Genomic DNA, 19482 nt, shown 5'->3' on the forward strand with positions numbered 1-19482 from the left:
GAACATGGCCACCTTTAGGTGGTGCCATGTTTGCGTGCGGAGCAGGCTGAGCCGTGGCTGGAGTGAGGGAGAGTCTTCTCCCTTTCATTATTTACGAAATTTGTAAAAATAACGGCGATTCTTTACATTTTTTGAAATCGAAAATTTAACCGAATTTTAGGATTCGGCTTTCGTTTTACATTTTTGACCGCTTTTTCAATAATTGACGGGTGGTTTTGTCCATTTGGCACGGATTTTGCAAATACGGAGCGCAAAAAGTAATAACAAGGATTTTTTATGAACGCTCAAGCACTTTATGATCCGGCCAACGAACACGACGCCTGCGGTGTCGGTCTGGTTGCCAATATTAATAATGTTGCCTCGCACCAGATAGTGCTGCAGGGTATTACGGTCTTAAAAAGGCTCATGCATCGCGGTGCGGCTGGTGGCGATCCTGAAACGGGTGACGGCGCTGGCCTTTTGCTTTCTATGCCGCATAAGTTCTTCCGCAAGCTTTACCCGTCGCTTCCGGCCCGTTATGGCGTGGCGATGTACTTTGTCGAAAATACGCTTGCCGCCGATGCCCTGGATGCCGAAATCAAGCGCGTTGCTGAATCCGAAGGTGTCGATGTCATCCAGTTCCGCGAAGTCCCGGTGAACCCCGCTACGATCGGCCACACGGCTCGCGAAACCTTGCCGCATATTCGCCAAGTGTTCTTTGACGGCTCCAAGTTCAAGACCAACGAAGAATTCGATATCAAGCTTTACGTGGTTCGCCGCCTGATCGAAAAGACCTGCAAGGGTGTGTATGTTTGCAGCTGCAGCCGCAAGAGCATCGTTTACAAGGGCCTATTGCTTGCAAGCCAGATCGAAGGTTTCTACAAGGACCTGAACGACCTCGATTTCGAAAGCCCCTTGGCTCTCGTTCACCAGCGCTATTCGACCAACACGTTCCCGACTTGGCCGCTCGCTCATCCGTTCCGCTACCTTGCTCACAACGGTGAAATCAACACCCTGCGTGGTAACCTGAACAGCTTGCGTGCCCGCGAACCGCTCCTGAAGAGCGAAGTCATCGGTGACGATTTGCCGAAGCTCTTGCCGCTCATTATGCCGGGCCAGAGCGACTCTGCCAGCCTTGATAACATGTTTGAGCTCCTCGTCGCAGCGGGCCGTAGCCTCCCGCATGCGATGATGATGCTCTTGCCGCAGGCATGGGGCCAGAAGCATTACCTGGGCCGCGACGTGCGTGGTTTCTTTGAATATGAATCCATGCTCATGGAACCGTGGGATGGCCCTGCCGCTGTCGCTTTCTCTGACGGTGTGAACGCCGGTGCAATCCTCGACCGTAACGGTCTTCGTCCGGCACGTTACACTTTGTGTAAAGACGGCCTCTTCGTGATGGCCTCTGAAACGGGCGTGCTTGACCTGCAGGACGACGAAGTCGAAGAAAAGGGCCGCCTCAAACCCGGTGAAATCATCTACCTTGACCTCGAAAATCACCACATCTTGAAGAACGCCGAAATGAAGGCTTACGTGGCCCGTAGCAAGCCGTACCGCCGCTGGGTCGCCGAAAACAAGATGAGCGTTCGTGGCCTCTTTAGCGAAATTAACCCGGCCGATGTTCCTGACGATATTCTGGTGCAGCAGAAGCGCTTCGGTTACTCTGCCGAAGACCTCTCCATCATTTTGCAGCCCATGGCCAAGAACGGTGCAGAACCTATCGGTTCTATGGGTAACGACGCCGCTCTCGCTGTGCTCTCTGACAAGCCGCAGCCGCTGTTCAACTACTTTAAGCAGCTCTTTGCCCAGGTGACGAACCCGCCGATTGACCCGATTCGTGAAGAACTGGTGATGAGCCTTACGACTTACATCGGTAACCATGGCAACATCCTCGAAGAAACTCCGGAACAGGCGCACCTCATCAAGATTCCGCGCCCGATCGTGACCGAAGACGAAATCCGCCGCTTTGAAAACATCGGCGATAAGGCCTTCAAGGCCAAGGAACTCAAGATGCAGTTCCCGCTCGGTGGCAATGGGGAAGTCCTGGAAGCTGCCTTGCAGAACCTCGCTGGCGATGCTGTGCGTGCCGTGAATGATGGTTTCGATATCATCGTTCTGACCGATAAGAACATCGATTGGGGTTACGTGCCTATTCCGTCGCTGCTTGCCACGGCCAGCGTGAACCGCGCCCTTGTGGAAGCGGGCGTACGTCCTGAAATCGGTCTGGTGGTGCAGTCCGGCGAAGTCCGCGAAGTGATGCACTTTGCCCTGTTGCTCGGTTTCGGTGCCACGGTCATCAACCCGTATTTGGCCTTCCAGAGCATTACCAACATGTGCCACAACGGCGACCTCGATGTAGACCCGGTGACAGCTGCCGCCAACTACGTGAAGGCTGTCGATAAGGGCCTTCTCAAGATTATGTCGAAGATGGGTATTTCCACCCTCCGTAGCTACCGCAGCGCCCAGATTTTCGAAGCGGTCGGCCTGAACAAGGAACTCGTCGAAAAGTTCCTGCCGGGTACCGCAAGCCGCATCGAAGGTATCGGCCTCGAAGAAATCGCAACCGAAGTGGGCGAACGTCAGAAGATTGCCTTTGCCGACGCAAGCAAGGTGCTTCAGTCCGGTGGTCAGTATGCTTACCGCAAGGAAGGTGAAAAGCACTTGTGGACTCCGCAGTCCTTGGCTGCATTCCGTCAGGCTGTGCAGGGCGGCGACTACGAAAAGTTCAAGGTTTACAGCAAGCTCATTAACGATCAGTCTGAACGTCAGGCAACGCTCCGTGGCCTGTTCAAGTTCAAGGAAGCGACTCCGATCGATATTTCTGAAGTCGAAAGCCGCGAATCCATTGTCAAGCATTTTGTGGCGGGCGCGATGAGCCTTGGCTCTTTGAGCCCCGAAGCTCACGAAACCATCGCTATTGCTATGAACCGCATCGGTGCCATGAGCAACTGCGGTGAAGGTGGTGAAGACCCGGATCGCGATACTCCGGCTCCGAACGGTGATATCCGTAGCTCCGCTATCCGCCAGATTGCTTCGGGCCGCTTTGGTGTCACGATTGACTACCTGCGCCACGCAAAGGATTTGCAAATCAAGATGGCTCAGGGTGCAAAGCCCGGTGAAGGTGGCCAGTTGCCGGCTCACAAGGTGAACGACTTTGTGGCTCGCATCCGTCACAGTACGCCGAATGTGTCGCTGATTTCTCCGCCGCCGCATCATGATATTTATTCTATCGAAGACTTGGCCCAGCTCATTTACGACTTGCGTAACTCTAACCCGAAGGCCCGTGTTTCCGTGAAGCTCGTGTCTGAAGTGGGTGTGGGTACGGTTGCCGCCGGTGTTGCCAAGGCTCATGCCGACGTGGTGCTCATTTCTGGCCACGATGGCGGTACGGGTGCATCTCCGCTGACTTCTATCAAGCATGCCGGCCTTCCGTGGGAACTCGGTATTGCCGAAGCGGAACAGACTCTTGTGCTCAACGACTTGCGCGGTCGTATCAAGCTCCAGGTCGATGGCCAGCTCAAGACGGGCCGCGACATTGTGGTGGCAGCACTCCTCGGTGCCGAAGAATTCGGCTTTGCTACGAACTTGCTCGTTAGCCTTGGCTGCGTGATGGACCGCAAGTGCCATACGAACCAGTGCCCCATGGGTATTGCAACGCAGGATGCCGACTTCCGCAAGCGCTTTGCAGGCAAGCCGGAATACGTCGAAAACTTCTTGTTCTTCATCGCCGACGAAGTCCGCGAAATCCTCGCAAGCCTCGGTCTCCGCTCTCTCGAAGAAGCCTGCGGCCGTAGCGACCTCCTCGAAAAGGATTCCGCTATCGCCTTCTACAAGGCCAAGAACCTCGACTTCTCCAAGATTTTCGAAACCGTCAAGGGTGGCGTCAAGTCTTATGACAAGAACTATGTCAAGGAAGAACTGGTCAACTTCGACCGCCGCGAACTCTTGCCGTTCGTCAAGGAAACTCTCGAAAAGGGTACTGCCGTGGAACTCTGCACGGTGGTGCACAACACCGACCGTACGGTGGGTACGGAACTTTCCGGCGAAGTGGACGAACACTTTGGCGTGAAGGGACTTCCCGAAGATACCATCCGCATTCATCTTCAGGGTGTTGCGGGTCAGAGCTTCGGTGCCTTCCTTGCTCCGGGCGTCACGCTCGATTTGGAAGGCGAAGCCAACGACTTTATGGGCAAGGGCCTCTCGGGTGGTAAGATTATCGTGCGCCCGCCGCACAACGCAACCTTCAAGGCCGAAGACAACGTCATTGCTGGTAACGTGATCGGTTACGGTGGTACAAGCGGTAAGGTGTTCATCAACGGTCTTGCGGGCGAACGCTTCGGTATCCGTAACTCCGGTATGCTCCTGGTGAGCGAGGGCGTGGGCGACCACGGTTGCGAATACATGACGGGTGGCCGCGTGGTGGTACTCGGTCGCGTGGGCGTGAACTTCGCTGCAGGTATGACAGGTGGCTTTGCTTACGTGTACGACGAAACGGGTCACTTCGACCTGAGCTGCAACGTGGGCTCCGTGGACCTTGAAAGCGTGCTTGCCGGTACCGACAGCGAACGCGAACTCCTCGATTACATTGAACAGCACGTTCATGCAACGGGTAGCGAAAAGGGTAAGCGCATCCTTGAAAACTGGAACAGCGAACGTCCGAAGTTCGTGAAAATCTTCCCGGTGGATTACAGGAACGCACTTTTGAAAGGAGGTGAGCGCGCCTTGCAAGCAAGGCTTTGAGCTTTGGGCTCGCTCCCTTTGGTCGCTTTGAGTAAAGGTTTGGCGCCTTTGGCGCGATTATAATACTCAAAGTGCCCCTGTGGGGCACGACCTCAAACCTCAAAGGCGTACAACGCCGACCTCATAGCTTTTACGGAGTTATTATGCAGCAAATTAACCGAATCGCAGACATTTACCGCCCTGTCGAAGAGCGAATCAAGGACAACAACGAAGTCGAACGCCGCTTGACTTCACTGGAAATCGTGCAGCAGGGTTCACGCTGCCACAGTTGTGGAATCCCGTTCTGTCACGGTGCGGGTTGCCCGCTGGGTAACCTGGTGCCCGAATTCAATGCGGCTGTCGCTGCAGGGAATGCCGAACGTGCCTACAACATCATCAGCAAGACAGCGTTCTTCCCCGAATTTACGGGCCGCGTTTGTCCCGCGCTTTGCGAATCCGCCTGTACGGGCAATGTGCATAACGACCCCGTGATGGTTCGCCAAATCGAAAAGTACATCATCGAAACCGCTTTCGAAGAAGGCCGCGTAACGCTCCCTACTGCAGAATGGAACGGTAAGACGGCCGCAGTTATCGGCTCGGGTCCTGCAGGCCTCTTTGCTGCCGAAGCGCTCCGCCGCAAGGGTTTCGCCGTTACCGTTTACGAAAAGCGCGAAAAGGTGGGTGGCCTTTTACGCTACGGTATTCCGAACTGGAAACTCGACAAGTCCGTTATCGATCGACGCGTCAAACTCCTCGAAGAAGCTGGCATCAGGTTCGTTTGCAGCACCGAAATCGGCAAGGACATCTCGGCGGAATACATCCACAAGAATTTTGACGAAGTCTTCCTCGCCATCGGTACACCGAATGCCCGCGACTTGAAAATCCCGGGCCGCGAAGCCGAAGGCATCTTCCTCGCGCTCGATTTCTTGCACGGCGCAAACAAGCCCGGCGAAACGAATCCTGAAAAGTTCTCTGCCAAGGGCCGCAAGGTTCTGGTGATTGGCGGTGGCGATACAGGTAACGATTGTGTGGGTAAGGCAATCCGCGAAGGCTGCGAAAGCGTGCTCCAGGTGGAATTCATGCCCAAGCCGCCCGAGGAACGTTCTCCGTCCACTCCGTGGCCGGATTGGCCGTACATGCTGCGTACCAGCTACGCCCAGCACGAAGGTGGCGAACGCCGTTGGAACGTGTCTTCCAAGCAGTTTATCGTGAAAGATGGCCGCGTCGCAGGCGTCGAAGCAGTCCGCGTGGAATGGGAAATGTCCCCACAGGGCCGTCCGCTCAAACCCAACGAAGTCCCGAATTCCACCGAAGTCATCGAGACGGACTTGGTGGTGCTCGCCATGGGCTTCACCGGGGTCCCGGCAGAAGGCATCGTGAACGACCTTGGCCTGCAACTTACGCCGCGTACCGCGATCATTCCGGACCCGGCTCGCCACATTTACGCAGTCGGTGACTGCGCAAATGGCGCGTCCCTTGTGGTCCGCGCCATGGCCGATGCTAAAAAGGTTGTCGCTTCGCTTTAAGAGATATAGCGGATTAGCATGTGAGGCCTTCTCCGCACTCCCGGCAAGTTGAACTGCTTGCGCAGGGGAGGAGTTCGTCTACTTCGTAGATTTCCTTGACTTTATCGCTGTCTTTGTATTTTATGTACTTCACGTTTGTGTAGACTTTGCTCACGGTAAACGTGAGTGCGCTTATCTGGTAGCTACTCACATCTGCGCCGTCAGGGTAGATAACGTCTACGATAATGGTGTCTCCAGAAAGTTCGGTGTAAACCGCTTCAATGACAAAGTTGTTGGATGCATTGTAACCATCGTCACGAATGGAAATGGTTCCGTCCTCATTTCTTGCCATCACGACACGCGGGGTTACGGCCATTCCCTGGCGAGGTTCCACAGTCGCATTTCTTGCCTGGGCGCGGGTGTCGCCGGAGTCTGGAGGCGGCAGGTACACCCACTTGTTTTCAATGCACTGGTAACTGCGTCCGTAGAAATAGAGCAATGTGTCGGTATCGCAGGGTTCCAAGTCGGGCCTATAAATGCCGTCGGGGATTCCGTCGCCATCGCAGTCGCTGCCCGGAGGGCAGACGTTTATGCGCGTCCAATAATTCTCGACGCATTTCATTTCTTCGCCGGTTACGCAGTCGATAACAATGCTTGTGTCTGTTTTGCTGTTGCAGTTGCCGTTTGCGGTCATTCCGTCGTAATCGGAAATATGCTGGCATGTCTCGATTTCCTTGCTGGAGCTGGATGCCGGATTTTCTGCGGCAGAAGAACTCGGCGTTTCCGAAGAGGAACTCGTGACAATATCCTTCGGATCAATCACATTGACCCATTCATCGTCGGCCTTTGTCGCGGGGCACTTGTCCTTGGCGATGTCCGATGTTGCCGTGGTACGATCGATGACTGGGTCTTTGCTCACGTCGCCGCAGTAGCTGAGCAGGAATCGAACAATCTGGTTGCTCGTATTTTCTTCGCAGTTCTTTGCTTCGATATCCACGACCTTCATGGTGTCGGGGGAGACGTATTCCAGCACGTGGCCGGCATACTTTTCGTTGCCGTAGAGGTTGAAGGAGTAGAGCGGGCATTCGTTCGTGCCGTTCTTGGTGGCTTCAACCAGGTCGGCGTACTTGGCGGCGGCCTTCGGGAACAGCGCTTCTATAGCGCCGATGTTCTGCTGTACAAACTTGCTGACACCTTCGCCATCAAATTCTGTGGAATTTGTGGAGCCGTCCATAGCCGGAGTCCTGACGACCATTTCGCTCTTGTTGAATGCAAGCACGGCCTTGTCGAAGCGGTACTTGGCCTGCAGATCGTATTGCTGCAGGTAGGCATCCAGCGAACCGTTGTTGCTCGGCGGAGTATGAACGTCTCCGCTTGACGAGGAATTCTGGTTTTGCTCTCCGATGCTGCTAGAGGATTCTACCCCGGGCGTGCCCGAGTTCGAAGACCCCTTGTCGGCGACTTCGTTCAGTTCTTCGGAGGTGCCCGAAACGTTTACGCTATTGGAATCTCCGCAGTTGAAGCAGAGAAGGGCTGCTGCGCCCGCAATGCAAATGTTAAGCTTTTTCATTTTTGCTCTCCTTTACGCTTTTGGTAAGCGGGAATAATTGTAAATTCAAACGGTAAACCTGTTCGATGCCTTTGTCTTCGGCGGCAATTGCGATAATCTGTCGGCGACAATCGTCCAGCGCCTTGACAATGCGGTCGTAGCTCTCGCGCGACACTCCCATGGTGACGCCGCTGAAGTTGCGTTCGGTTGCCGGCAACTCAAGAGCCGGAGCGGCAAGCTGTGCCATCTGGCGGTGCATTCCGCGGAGTGCAAGCCTGGTTGCATCAGGGGTGCCGCTCACAGACGTTTCGGACTGCTTGAAGGCGCCGTCCTTTTCTTTCTTGAGGAGCCCGGTCCTAGTCAAAAAATCAAGCGATTCGCGGACTTCCTGAGCCGATGTTTCGGCGTAGCACATCTTGGCCATCTCGCCCGGGGTAGCGCCGGGCATCAGCGGGGCAAGTTCACGCATCATGGGGTTGCGCCAAGTGTCGTAATAGGCGAACAAGTCCCCTTCCAACACGCGCACCTTATGCACCTTCGCAATCGCGAGCATGTCGCGGTAGGCAGCCTTCTTGGTTTCTTCGTTTGCGGCCTGGCCGAACTTGACCATCGCGCGGAAATAGTCGAGCTCAAACCCTGAGAGTCCTATTGCCGCGGCAACGCGTTCCACACCAATCTTGCTGAGCTTGCTCTTTCCGTCGCACACCACCTTCATATAAGAAGAAGAGGTGAATCCGGCGACTTTCGAGAACTCGCGCCACGAGAAAGCGGAAACGCGTTTACGCTCCTCGTAGTAGTCCAGCAGGTACTGGCGAAAGTTTGAATATTCGATAATTGGTTTCATTGTTTTCCATCCTGTTATGCCAAGAATATATCTCTTTTTTATCTCTCTGTCAATAGTTTTATGCAACAAAAATTGGGTTTTTTACAAAAAATCACAACATTTTGTCAATCTTTTTAAAAATATTTTCTATATGCAACATTTGGGCTGTATATGCAACATCCAGCCAAAATAAAAACGCCCCGACATTGTCGGGGCAAAATTATGCGATAGAGCTGTTTTTTACTCGCCTAGGCAAGAATCCATTGCAGCGATAATCTTTTTCTTGTCCATGTGCTGGCCGATGAAGACGAGGCGGATAATGCGGTCCCCGTACTTTTCGTCCCACACCTTAAGCAAGTCCGGATTTTCGCGCAGAATTCGCTTCTGTTCCGCTTCACTTTCGCTAGCGAACCAAGGTCCGAAATTCTGGGCAGAAGCCTGCTTGCCGGCCTGTTCGAACAGGTAGCTGTTGTCGCGTTCATCTTCGAACCACACGAGACCTTTGGTGCGGATAATGCTAGTCGGGTAGTCGTCAAGCAACACTTCAAAACGCTCGCGAATCAACGGGCGGCGGCGTTCGTACACGAACGTGCTGATGCCGTATTCGTCACCATGCGGATGATCCTTGTCGTGGTGATGGCCACAATGGCACACGCCGTGTTCATGGTCGCAGTGGCTATGGTCCTCATGATCGTGGTCGTCATGGTCGTCGTCATCGTGGTCATGATGGTGATGCTCGTGTTCATCGTGATCGTCATCGTCGTGATGATGGTGATGTCCATGCTCATCATGGTCATCATCATCTTCGTCTTCAGGAGACGTATCCTTCATAAGTTCCTTGGCCCAGGCAGCGGAGTTTCCGACCTTTTCGAAGTCGAACTGCTTGGTGTCCAGGATATCCTTCATTTCGACCTTGCCGTAGTTCGTCTCGATCATCTTGGCTTCGGGCTGCAATGCACGCACCACGGCCTTCACGTGTTCCAAGTCGGTTTTGGACAAACTATCAACCTTGTTCATCACGATCGTGTTGCAGAATTCAATCTGCTGGATGAGGAGATTAGCGATGTCTTCTTCTTCGAGATCCTTGGACAAAAGCTTCTGACCACCGGCGAATTCGTCGGCGAGGCGAGCCACGTCAACAACGGAAACGATGTTGTCCAGGTGGCAGGGGAGCGGACGACCGTCGCGGCTCTGCAACTGGGCGCCGGCCATGCAAATCGTTTGTGCGATAGGAATCGGTTCGCAAATGCCGCTGGCTTCAATCAGAATGTAGTCGAACTTGTTCATTTCCAGAAGTTCGGCAATTTGTTCCAAAAGGTCGGTCTTCAGGGAGCAGCAAATGCAGCCGTTGGACAGCGGCACCACCTTGCCGGAGTCTTCTTTAGTGATGTTTCCGCCCTTTTCAATAAGAGTCTGGTCGATGTTCACTTCGCCGATGTCGTTTACAATCACGGCGACATGGTAACCTTGCTGGTTGTTGAGAACAAAATTGAGAAGGGTGGTTTTTCCGGCTCCGAGGTAGCCGGTGAGCAGCGTAATAGGTACTGACTTTTTCATAGTATTCCAAAATTTAGCTTTTTTTGCTTTTTTCGGCAAAAAACAAAAAAAACTAGCCCAGCAGAGCCGGACTAGTTTTTTGGGGGTTAGGAGGAGAACAAAGAGTTCTGGTACATAAGATATAAAAATTCGGGGGTGCTGACAAGGAAATAACTGAAAATTTTATTACTATTTTCTTATTTCTACATTTTTTATGTGATTTGCAACTACTTTGCGGTACGAAAAGTTCCATTTTGGCTGATTAGGGGTGTATTGGGTTCATTTGGGGTTAGAATTGCTGTTTAATAATTAAAAACGGCTATATTTACTCGAAGAATGGAGATTCTATGAATTGTCGAATACTGATGCGTTTTGTCGGAACTACCGATGAACTTTCCGGCGTTTATGATGCCCTGATGGAGCAGTATCCCGAAATGGACCTGCCTAGCGAAGATTCGGGCGAGTGGTACTCGGTTGACGACGTCATGATGGATGAATACGAATGCCGCTTCGAAGAATTGCCCGAAGGCGAACTCTTGGCAATGGACGGTTCTGTACTCATCGAAGATGAACTCCCTGAAGATTTCTTTGCTGACTTGATGGATCGATTTGAACGCGTGTACGGCGCATTCAAATGGTCTTCGTTAGATGTGGGCGTGGGTTGTGGCGTCAGTGATGGCTGGGGCGAATTCAATCCGGACTACGCCGACGATTATTCCGACGAAGCTAACGAAATCTCCGAAGCCGTCCTCGGTTTTTAATTCTTTATTTGATTATTAATTTGTCGGTGATTTCGGCGAGCATGCGTTCATGCGTGCAGACTTCGGGTGATACTCCCTCGATAGAGCCCGTGCTGTAAAAGCTCGTGCAGGCACATTCATGAGCGCAGCAACGGTAGCGAATGTCGCAACCCTCGCATTCTTTTTTGTCGTTGTCCAGGAACTGTCTAATTTGTTCGCAAGCGTCTTCGTTAAATCCGGTGAAGACGTTGCCTTGTAAGTAAGGCGGATTATTGTTTGAGGTAATGAACCTGGTGCAAGGGAACATGTTGCCATTGGTCGCAACGCCAATAGCTCCGTTGTATACATGGCAAGAGTATTGCCTGTACCGTAAATTCGCAAGGTATAACTTGATTTTGTCTTGAATCGTGCCCAAGAACATCTTGTCGCCTTTATCGCGACATTTCTTCCAGTACAAAGCCATCTTCTGGTATTGTAGGGCAAGTCTGTCAAAATCTTCGCCGCTCCATTTGCCGTCAAAATCGACGCTCGTGGTAAGGCTTTTGAATCCCTGTTCGTGCAACCACTTGACGCTTTCGGCAAGCGTCTCGACATGGGCTCGCGTCACGGTGCTTAGGGCGATTGCGCCTAACTTTACGAATCGCGGAATGTTCTTTTCGATTTCCTTGAAACTTCCGCAGCCATTTACGGTACGGCGAGCAATGTCGTGGTGGTGCTCCGGGCCATCGAGTGAAAGGTAAATGCGGAAATGCTCCCGCTCGCAAAAGTCAAAGAAAGAATCGTCAAAGAGAGTGCCGTTGGTGTTGACGGCAAAGTTGAGCTTGAAGTTACTGGGCGCTTCGCCTTTGTACATGGACTCGGCAAGGAATGCCTTGGCCATGTTTACGCCCTTGAAAATAGCGTCCTTGCGCAGCAAGGGTTCGCCACCGAAAAAGGTAATGTTCAGGTAAGTCTGCTTGAAAAACAGGCTGCGTTCAAGCCCCACGCGAATCGCCTGCTCAAGCGTTTTGTCGTCCATCACGTTGTGGCGAGCGGACTGCGTGTCTTTATAATAACAATAGGAACAGCGCAAGTTGCACTGTTCCGTAAGGCATAGAACTAAGTTCATCCGGCGATGTCGCTTCGTTCGTAAGTGGATACCATGCTTGCGGCCATGCAACCGTCCTCGTTGTTACACATGTGAACCTGAATGCACCACGGGTCGTTTTCGGAGCATGCTTGGAGTGTATTGACGGACGAACTGGAGGGCTGTTCCGCTTCGCTTGATGAACTTTCTTCTTCAACAATGATGGGATCGCCTGCGAGCGGTACCGGTTCTTCAGCGGAGCTGCTTTGTGCTTCCTCTTCTGAAGAAGAACTGGAGTTCGGACCGTAAATGTCTTCGTCGGTGGGTGCGGCGATGGTACCCGCTTCAGGGGGTGGATACGGTTCTTCAAACGATGAACTGCTCAAAGGTTCTGCTGCAGACGACAGCGCTTCAACGGCCGAACTGCTAAGAGCCTCGTGGCTCAGAGGAATATCGACAACGCTTGAACTGCTCGGAGTTTCGTTTTCGGGAGCTCCTGTTTCAGGATTCTCGAGAACGGGCTGATCAGGGGCCGCTGCGGTGCCACTTTCTTCGCAAGCGGTCAATGCAACGGCCGCAATACCAAGCGATGCTGCAATGGCGCTTTTGGCGGCAATGCTTAGCTTCGCGCTGTTTTTGACGATTTTCTTCTCGATTTTCATGGCAGAACTCCTCCTTTCTGGTTAAAATATATATAAACTGGCTCCCGATTTCTACAAGAAAATCCAATCTGCAAAAACCTGTGACCAGATACAAGAAAAAACGCCTGGCATTAACCAGGCGCATCTGTCTACAGAAAACAGACTGCAGTCTACTGTTTACTGACAACTGTCTACTGTCTACTGCGAACGTTTCGCGTTCGCTACGTCTGCTCTTCGCCGCGAAGCATGATGACCTTACCCGTGCGAATGTATTCGACGATTTCGAACTTCTGCAACAGGCTCTTGAGCGTGTCGACCTTCTGGCTGTTTCCGGTGATCTGGATAATCATCGAAGTCGCGGTCATGTCCACGGTGTTGGCGTGGAAGTGGTCGCAAAGTTGCAGAATTTCGGTACGCTGGTCCGGAGTGCAACGCACCTTGATGAGTGCGAGTTCCTTTTCCACGGCGTCGGTATCGGTATGGTCCTTGGCCTGCACCACGTCCACGAGCTTTTCGAGTTGCTTGATAATCTGCATCAAGATCTCGGGATTGCCGTGAGCGATGATGTTCATGCGGCTAAAGTTCGGGTCGAGCGTGGGGGAGACCACCAGGGAATCGATGTTGTAACCACGACGGGAGAACACGAGGGCGATGCGCACGAGCACGCCCGGGCGGTTTGCAACTAACAAACTAATAGAATGTGCTTTATCCTTTAACATGGCTTATCTCCTTAGGTCGATCCCGTGGGCTTTTCAAGTTGAGTCTTCGGCTGTTCGGTAATCATGCTCGTAATCGGAGCACCGGCCGGAATCATCGGGAACACGTTGTCTTCCTTTTCGCATTCGCAGTGGATGAGCACCGGGCCTTCGTTGTATTCCAGAGCCTTCTGGATCACGCGTTCGGCGTCAGCGCTACGCTTGATGCGCAGTCCCAGAATGCCGTAGGCTTCGGCGAGCTTCACGAAGTCGGGGTTGCCCTTCATGTCCACGCAGCTGTAACGCTTGTCGTAGAACATGTCCTGCCACTGGCGCACCATGCCCAGGTACTTGTTGTCCATCACGAAAATCTTGATGGGAAGCTTGTGGATTGCGGCCGTTGCAAGTTCTGCTTCGGTCATCTGGAAACCACCGTCACCGCAGAAGGTTACCACCGGCCAACCGGTGGTGTTGCCGAAAGCGGCGCCAATGCAAGACGGAAGGCCAAAGCCCATGGTGCCTGCACCGCCACTGGAGTGGAGCTGACGCGGATAATTGGTGTGGAAGAACTGAGCCACCCACATCTGGTGCTGGCCCACGTCGGTCGTGACAATGGCCTTGCCCTGCGTGAGGTCGCTAACAGTCTGAACAATGTGCTGCATACGGAGACCGCCCTGCTTCGGGTAGGTCAGCGGGAAACGCTTTTTCCAGGACTGGCAAGTCTTCACCCATTCGGCGGTGTCGAGCTTACCCACGAGCGGCAGGAGCTGTTCCAGAACGAGCTTTGCATCGCCGCACATGAACACATCCGGCTGCAACACCTTGCCTTCTTCGGCGGGGTCAATGTCGATGTGCATCTTGATGGCGTCCTTACAGAACACGTCAAGCTTACCGGTAATGCGGTCGTCCCAGCGGCTACCAATCGAAAGAATCAAATCGCAATCGAGAACAGCCTTGTTGGCGTACACGGTGCCGTGCATGCCGAGCATACCCAAAGAAAGTTCATGGTCGGTCGGGAAGGTGCCGAGGCCGAGCAAAGTGCAGCACACGGGGGCGTTCAACTTTTCGGCGAGTTCCTTCACCTGGCGGCTAGCACCCGAAATCATGGCGCCGTGGCCCACGAGCAAAAGCGGCTTCTTGGATTTCTTCAAGTATTCGGCGGCACGTTCCACACTTTCAGTAGGAGCGTAGCTCGGAATCCTGTAACCCGGAAGGTCCATCTTGTCGGTGAACGGAGCGGTGCAGGGGCCTGCGGTCACGTCCTTCGGCAAGTCGATCAGCACGGGGCCCGGACGGCCGCTGCGTGCGATGTGGAAAGCTTCTTTCATAATGCGTGGAAGGTCGTTGGAATCCTTCACCAAGTAAGAATGCTTCACGGCTGCAAAAGTCATACCGCTGGTATCGCATTCCTGGAAGGCGTCCTTACCCAAGTTCGGAGTGGTCGTCTGTGCTGCGAGCACGACGATCGGGCTAGAATCCATAAGGGCGGTGTAGATACCGGTAAAGGTGTTGGTAGCGCCCGGGCCGCTGGTGACGAGAGCGACGCCGACCTTGCCGGTCTGGCGAGCGTAACCGTCGGCCATGTGGGTAGCACCCTGTTCGTGGCGGGTCAACACTACTTTAATATTGGAATCCAGAATGGCATCGAACATCGGGATGGCCGATCCACCGGGATAACCGAAAATGGTATCAATTCCTTCGCGCTTGAGGCATTCAATAATCACCTCTGCGCCACTTAATGGAGAATTTGCCATAACTTTTCCTATCTAAATTAGGTTCTTGTTTTAAAAATATGGCTGAAATATAGAACGAATACCCCCTAGTGGCAAGAGATTTGCTCTAAAATATCTAAAAATTTTTAAGATTTTTTGAAAAGTTGTGACTTTTTGTACGTTGCGTTCTGAAAACTTTGCTTGTTTTTGACCTGTTTTTGGAAAAGTCTTTATTTGTGTTGTTGGAAATTGGTGTGTTTTTGATGTAAGTTTGTTAAATTTTTGATTTTGGATAAAGTAAATCGTGTGTTTTTGGACTAAAGTTTGAATAAAAAGACCCTTTCGGAAGCCGAAAGGGTCTCGAAAAGGACGTTTTTTACGAAAAATGGACTTTTTTAGCCTTCAATCCAGCCGTAACGGCCGTTGAACTTGGCTTCAGCCTTTAAAACTTGGAAAGTGCAGCTGATTTCGACCGCCACGTTCTTGGGCAAATTCGATACGCCCACAGCGGTACGGGCATGCTTTCCGTTTTCACCAAAAATCTTTACGGCAAGTTCGCTGGCGCCATTCAGTACGGCCGGCTGTTCGTGGAATCCAGCGGCAGACTGCACAAAACCCTGCATTTGCACGAGTCGAAGCGTTTCGTCATCTTCAAGTAGCGTGAGTGCGGCGGCAACGTTGTTCATCAGGCAAATGGCGGCGCCTTCGGCTGCCTTCTCAACAGAAACTTCAGTCGGAACAGAACCGCAGAATGCCGAAAAATCTCCGTTAATCGAAGGTAGCTGGCCTGATACGTAAATCGTTTCGCCATTGCGGGTGGCGGGTACGTAGGCGGCAAGCGGTGCCGGGCATTTGGGGAGTGTTAATCCTAATTCTTGAACCTTTTTAACAATCTGATCCATTTTTTTCTCCTGTGCAACATAATATACAATTTTATATGCAAAAAAGAACGGCAATTTACACATTCTGTATAAATTGCCGTGTAAGAGCTGCGTTATATGGGGCTAGGCTTTCTTTTCGACAAGCTCCAGGGCCATTTTCTTCATTCCGTTGAAATCCCACTTGCCGGAACCCAGCTTCGGAATGTTTTCCACCACAAATACGGCGCCAGGCTGCATGAGCGGCGGAATGCCGGCCTTGCGGAGGTTGCGGGAAACGTCTTCGGCGTTCACGTTGCCCTTGACCAGGAGCACGATCTTTTCGCCCTTGGCGGAATCCGGCACTGCCGTAACAGCGTATTCGCATTCGTCCATGACCTTGGATTCAGCAATGCGCAGTTCCACGGCGGTCAACGAAATCATTTCGCCGCCGAGCTTGGCAAAGCGGCTGTAACGGCCGAGAATCTGTACGAATCCGTCCGGAGTGAGTTTGCACTTGTCGCCGGTCTTGTACCAACGACGGCCATCGATATTGATGACCACGGCGTCGGTCTTTTCCTTGTCCTTCAGGTAACCCTTCATCACCTGCGGACCGGTTACCACCAACATGCCTTCTTCGCCATTGGGCAAGAACTCGTTGGTTTCCGGATCGATGATGGCGCAAATGGCTCCCGGCACCGACATGCCGATACTGGAATTGTCGCTGCACTTTTCCATGGTCAAGAAGTCGTCCAGCAACACGTTCGGGGCGTTGAGTGTTGCTAGCGGTGTGAGCTCGGTGCAACCATAGCCTTCGTAAATGTCCTTGCCGAACTTGAGCTTGAAGGTTTCGCGCATTTCGGGGCGGAGCTTTTCGGCACCGGCGATAATATAACGCAGAGAATCCAAGCACATCGGGTGGACCCAGCGGTTAATGGCGATAGCACGCAGGAACGTGGGCGTACCCATCATGATAGTGGTCTTGTACTGGGCGCACACGCGGGCGAGCGTCTTGATGTCGGTCGGATCCGGGCAGAGCACCATGGGCACGCCATCCAACAGCGGCATCATGAAGGTCATGGTAAAGCCGAAGGAATGGAACAGCGGGAGCAAGGTGGTCATCACGTCGGTACGGCGCAGCTTGATAATGTGGTCACCTTGCTGGGCGTTGGAAATCACGTTCTTGTGGGTGAGTTCAACACCCTTCGGCGTGCCTTCGGAACCCGAACTGAACAGGATCACTGCATCGTCATCGAGTTTGGCCGAGGTGAACCACAGACGGCGCAAAATGGCTGCCGGGCACGCACGGATAATGAATGCCGAAACAAAACGGCAAACCGTCGACATCTTGGCTTCTTCTTCGTCCAGGTAAATCATCTGGCATTTGCCGGCAATCTGAGCGAAGGCCGGGTTCTTGCCGCAAAGTTTGTCGAAGAAGGGACGGGTCGTAACCACTGTGGTAAGGTCCGCTTTTTCAATGCATCCGAGAATCGTATCCACCGGAGCGGAGTAGTTCAGGTTCACCGTCGTCTTGCCGGTGCCGAGAATAGACATGATGCCGAGAGCGGCGTCGCGGCTGGTGGGCATCATGAAGCCCACGTTCTTGTCATTCTTGGTGGCAGACTTGATCACTTTTCCGAGGTAGTGGCACAGGCGAATCATTCCGTAACCGTTCACGTGGTTACCGGCGGGGTCAATCAAAATCATGCGGCTGCGACGCTTGCGCATGGCCTTGAACCACAGCGGAACAATGGAGGCGGAATGGTCCATGGCAATGTTCCAAATGTCGGTATCCAAAAGTTCCAGGTCGTGGCGGATTTCTTTTTCGGTCGCGTTCGTTGGCAGCGGCTTCGAGAAACCGACGCTGATGATACGGTTAAAGGACTGCGGGCGGTTCACGCTTTCGCTGGCGTGGCTGTAACGGCTGCCCCAAAGGCCTTGAATGTAGAACGGAATAATCGGAGCTTCGGTGCCTTCGATTGCCTTGGAATAGTCCAGCGAGAAGGTCGACACGAACGGAGTCTTCGACACTTCGCCTTCCGGGAAAATCACGACCGCTTCGCCGTTCAAGAGGGCCTTGTGGATTTCTTCCATAGCGGGCGCCGGATCGCGGCGGTTAATGCTGATCAGGAAGTTGCCGTGGAAGAACCAGCGCTGGTACCAGTCGGCAAAAGTGTTGCGGTTGCTTGCAATACGGAGCGGTCTCGGGCTTGCAATCTGGAGTACCGCCCAGTCAATAAAGCTGAAGTGCGGCCCCACCAAAAGAACCGGGCCCGATTCAGGAATGTTCTGCACGCCCATGACCTTCACCTTGTAGCGGAATACAAAGGCGAACGCAAAGCGGAGTGCGGCACGTAAAAGGGCCATCGGGTTGTTCTTGAGGTTTGCGATAAAGCAGAGTGCAAGAATCACTGCCAAAATCATGAAGCAGTAATCCAGCGTAATCGGCGTAAAGATTAAGAGCAGGGTCTGACCGCCCATAATCAGCACGAGCAATGCCATCTGGATTGCGTTTGCCACAGCGTGAATACGGCCTGCGGTATCGGGGCGCGTAAAGTTTTGAATCACGGTACGCAAAATCACGAAGGCGGAACCGGCGCACCAGCCAATCACACCATACAGAATCGCTTGAATCCAGCCGTTTTGTACCAGCGGAAGGGCGAACATGGTAATGGCGGAAGCTGCTGCGGAGAACGGAATCAAGCCCGTTTCCACAAAGCCCTTCGAAGCCTTGCTTGCAGAGAAGGCGCCAATCACGTAGCCGGCGGTCACGATGAACATCGAAACCGGAATGACGGCGGTGTTCAGCATGTCGGTCATGCTCTGGATCAAAATCAAGAAAATCTGAGTCACGCCCCAGAAGGCGGCAAGACCGAGAATCGAGAGGCGTACAATCGGGTGGCTCCAGGTGGCCGAGAAATTGCGCATGGGTGAGCGCATTTTTAGGTTGTCATGCCTTTCGCCGACCTTGATGCAAAAACCGGCAATGGTTGTCACGACGCTCAAGCCAAGGTAAATCCACAATGTAAGGTCAATGCTTACGGGGGAATCGGGCCTGCCCGAAAGTCCCATGGCAAAGAAGGCCGCGGTCGCGGTGCCGAGCACAGAAAGGGCCATGTACCAAGAGTTAATCTTGACCAAGTCCTCGCTTTCGACCATCTCTTTCATAATGCCAAGCTTTGCCGGAGTGAGTACGGCAAGAAAAATACCGTACAAGCCAAGAAGCCCGTAGGCAACCCATTCGGCGCCCGCCACATAGCAGACAACGACTGCAATTACCGAGACAAGCATTCCCACCGAGGACCACGCCATGACGTGACCCTTGTGGAATCGGCCCGCAAAGTAGCTCGCTGCCGGGAGCATAAAGATGCTCGGTGCAAAAATGGCTACCTGCAACAGCATGCTGCGCCACCAGAAGGCAGACCCCTCGAACGAGAACGAAAGCCACCGCTGGAAATGAACAAACAAGCCCATTTGCACAAAAATGCTACAGAAAACAAAAATCAGGTACGCAATGGAACTCTGGTATTTCGTAAGTTTCATGATTCCTCAGTTAGAACTTTGAAGCTAGAATTTAGATCTTAGAATATTCTCTAAGTTCTACAAGCGAAGCGTCTAAGTTCTACCAAATTATTTCTTCTTGAACACCTTGTAAAAACA

Annotated in this window: 12 protein-coding genes; 3 read left to right on the forward strand and 9 right to left on the reverse strand. The window is 52.9% G+C overall.

What is annotated here, in order from left to right; translation table 11 throughout:
- The first annotated feature begins 276 nt into the window (after window positions 1-276).
- Both gltB and B7988_RS10335 read left to right on the forward strand, forming a co-directional pair.
- Window positions 277-4719: a glutamate synthase large subunit gene (gene gltB, locus B7988_RS10330; RefSeq protein ID WP_088657825.1), complete on the forward strand. Its 4443-nt coding sequence runs from the start codon at window positions 277-279 to the stop codon at window positions 4717-4719.
- Window positions 4720-4862: 143 nt separating this feature from the next.
- Window positions 4863-6224, forward strand: a complete 1362-nt coding sequence (locus B7988_RS10335) for a glutamate synthase subunit beta (RefSeq protein ID WP_088657826.1) — start codon at window positions 4863-4865, stop codon at window positions 6222-6224.
- Window positions 6225-6237: 13 nt separating this feature from the next.
- On the opposite strand, the gene B7988_RS10340 is transcribed toward B7988_RS10335, so the two are convergent.
- The 3 genes from B7988_RS10340 to B7988_RS10350 form a co-directional block, all read right to left on the reverse strand.
- Entirely contained in the window at window positions 6238-7773 is a 1536-nt protein-coding gene (locus B7988_RS10340) for a hypothetical protein (RefSeq protein ID WP_088657827.1), read from the reverse strand.
- On the reverse strand, window positions 7760-8596 hold the full coding sequence (locus tag B7988_RS10345; protein ID WP_088657828.1) for a TIGR02147 family protein: 837 nt from the start codon (window positions 8594-8596) through the stop codon (window positions 7760-7762). The genes B7988_RS10340 and B7988_RS10345 overlap by 14 nt, the downstream gene beginning before the upstream one ends.
- Before the next feature lie 219 nt (window positions 8597-8815).
- Window positions 8816-10132: a GTP-binding protein gene (locus tag B7988_RS10350; protein WP_088657829.1), complete on the reverse strand. Its 1317-nt coding sequence runs from the start codon at window positions 10130-10132 to the stop codon at window positions 8816-8818.
- Between the two features lie 326 nt (window positions 10133-10458).
- Between B7988_RS10350 and B7988_RS10355 the strand changes: the two genes are divergently transcribed.
- A complete protein-coding gene (locus B7988_RS10355; RefSeq protein WP_088657830.1) occupies window positions 10459-10872 on the forward strand; it encodes a hypothetical protein in 414 nt (137 codons plus the stop codon).
- A 4-nt stretch (window positions 10873-10876) separates the two neighbouring features.
- Here the strand turns inward: B7988_RS10355 and B7988_RS10360 are convergent, their stop codons facing one another.
- From B7988_RS10360 to B7988_RS10385, 6 genes are all read right to left on the reverse strand, one after another.
- A complete protein-coding gene (locus B7988_RS10360; protein WP_088657831.1) occupies window positions 10877-11959 on the reverse strand; it encodes a radical SAM protein in 1083 nt (360 codons plus the stop codon).
- Entirely contained in the window at window positions 11956-12579 is a 624-nt protein-coding gene (locus tag B7988_RS10365) for a hypothetical protein (RefSeq protein ID WP_088657832.1), read from the reverse strand. Before B7988_RS10365 ends, B7988_RS10360 begins: the two co-directional genes overlap by 4 nt.
- Before the next feature lie 200 nt (window positions 12580-12779).
- The gene (ilvN, locus tag B7988_RS10370; protein ID WP_072799415.1) at window positions 12780-13277 is read right to left on the reverse strand and encodes an acetolactate synthase small subunit; all 498 of its coding nucleotides are present in this window, start codon (window positions 13275-13277) and stop codon (window positions 12780-12782) included.
- A gap of 11 nt (window positions 13278-13288) precedes the next feature.
- On the reverse strand, window positions 13289-15007 hold the full coding sequence (gene ilvB / locus B7988_RS10375) for a biosynthetic-type acetolactate synthase large subunit (protein WP_088657833.1): 1719 nt from the start codon (window positions 15005-15007) through the stop codon (window positions 13289-13291).
- A gap of 353 nt (window positions 15008-15360) precedes the next feature.
- Window positions 15361-15867, reverse strand: coding sequence for a RidA family protein (locus B7988_RS10380; protein WP_088657834.1), 507 nt, complete (start codon window positions 15865-15867; stop codon window positions 15361-15363).
- A 102-nt stretch (window positions 15868-15969) separates the two neighbouring features.
- A complete protein-coding gene (locus tag B7988_RS10385; protein ID WP_088657835.1) occupies window positions 15970-19365 on the reverse strand; it encodes an MFS transporter in 3396 nt (1131 codons plus the stop codon).
- Window positions 19366-19482 lie beyond the last annotated feature (117 nt).

The organism is Fibrobacter sp. UWB1 (assembly GCF_002210325.1).
Taxonomy (GTDB): domain Bacteria; phylum Fibrobacterota; class Fibrobacteria; order Fibrobacterales; family Fibrobacteraceae; genus Fibrobacter.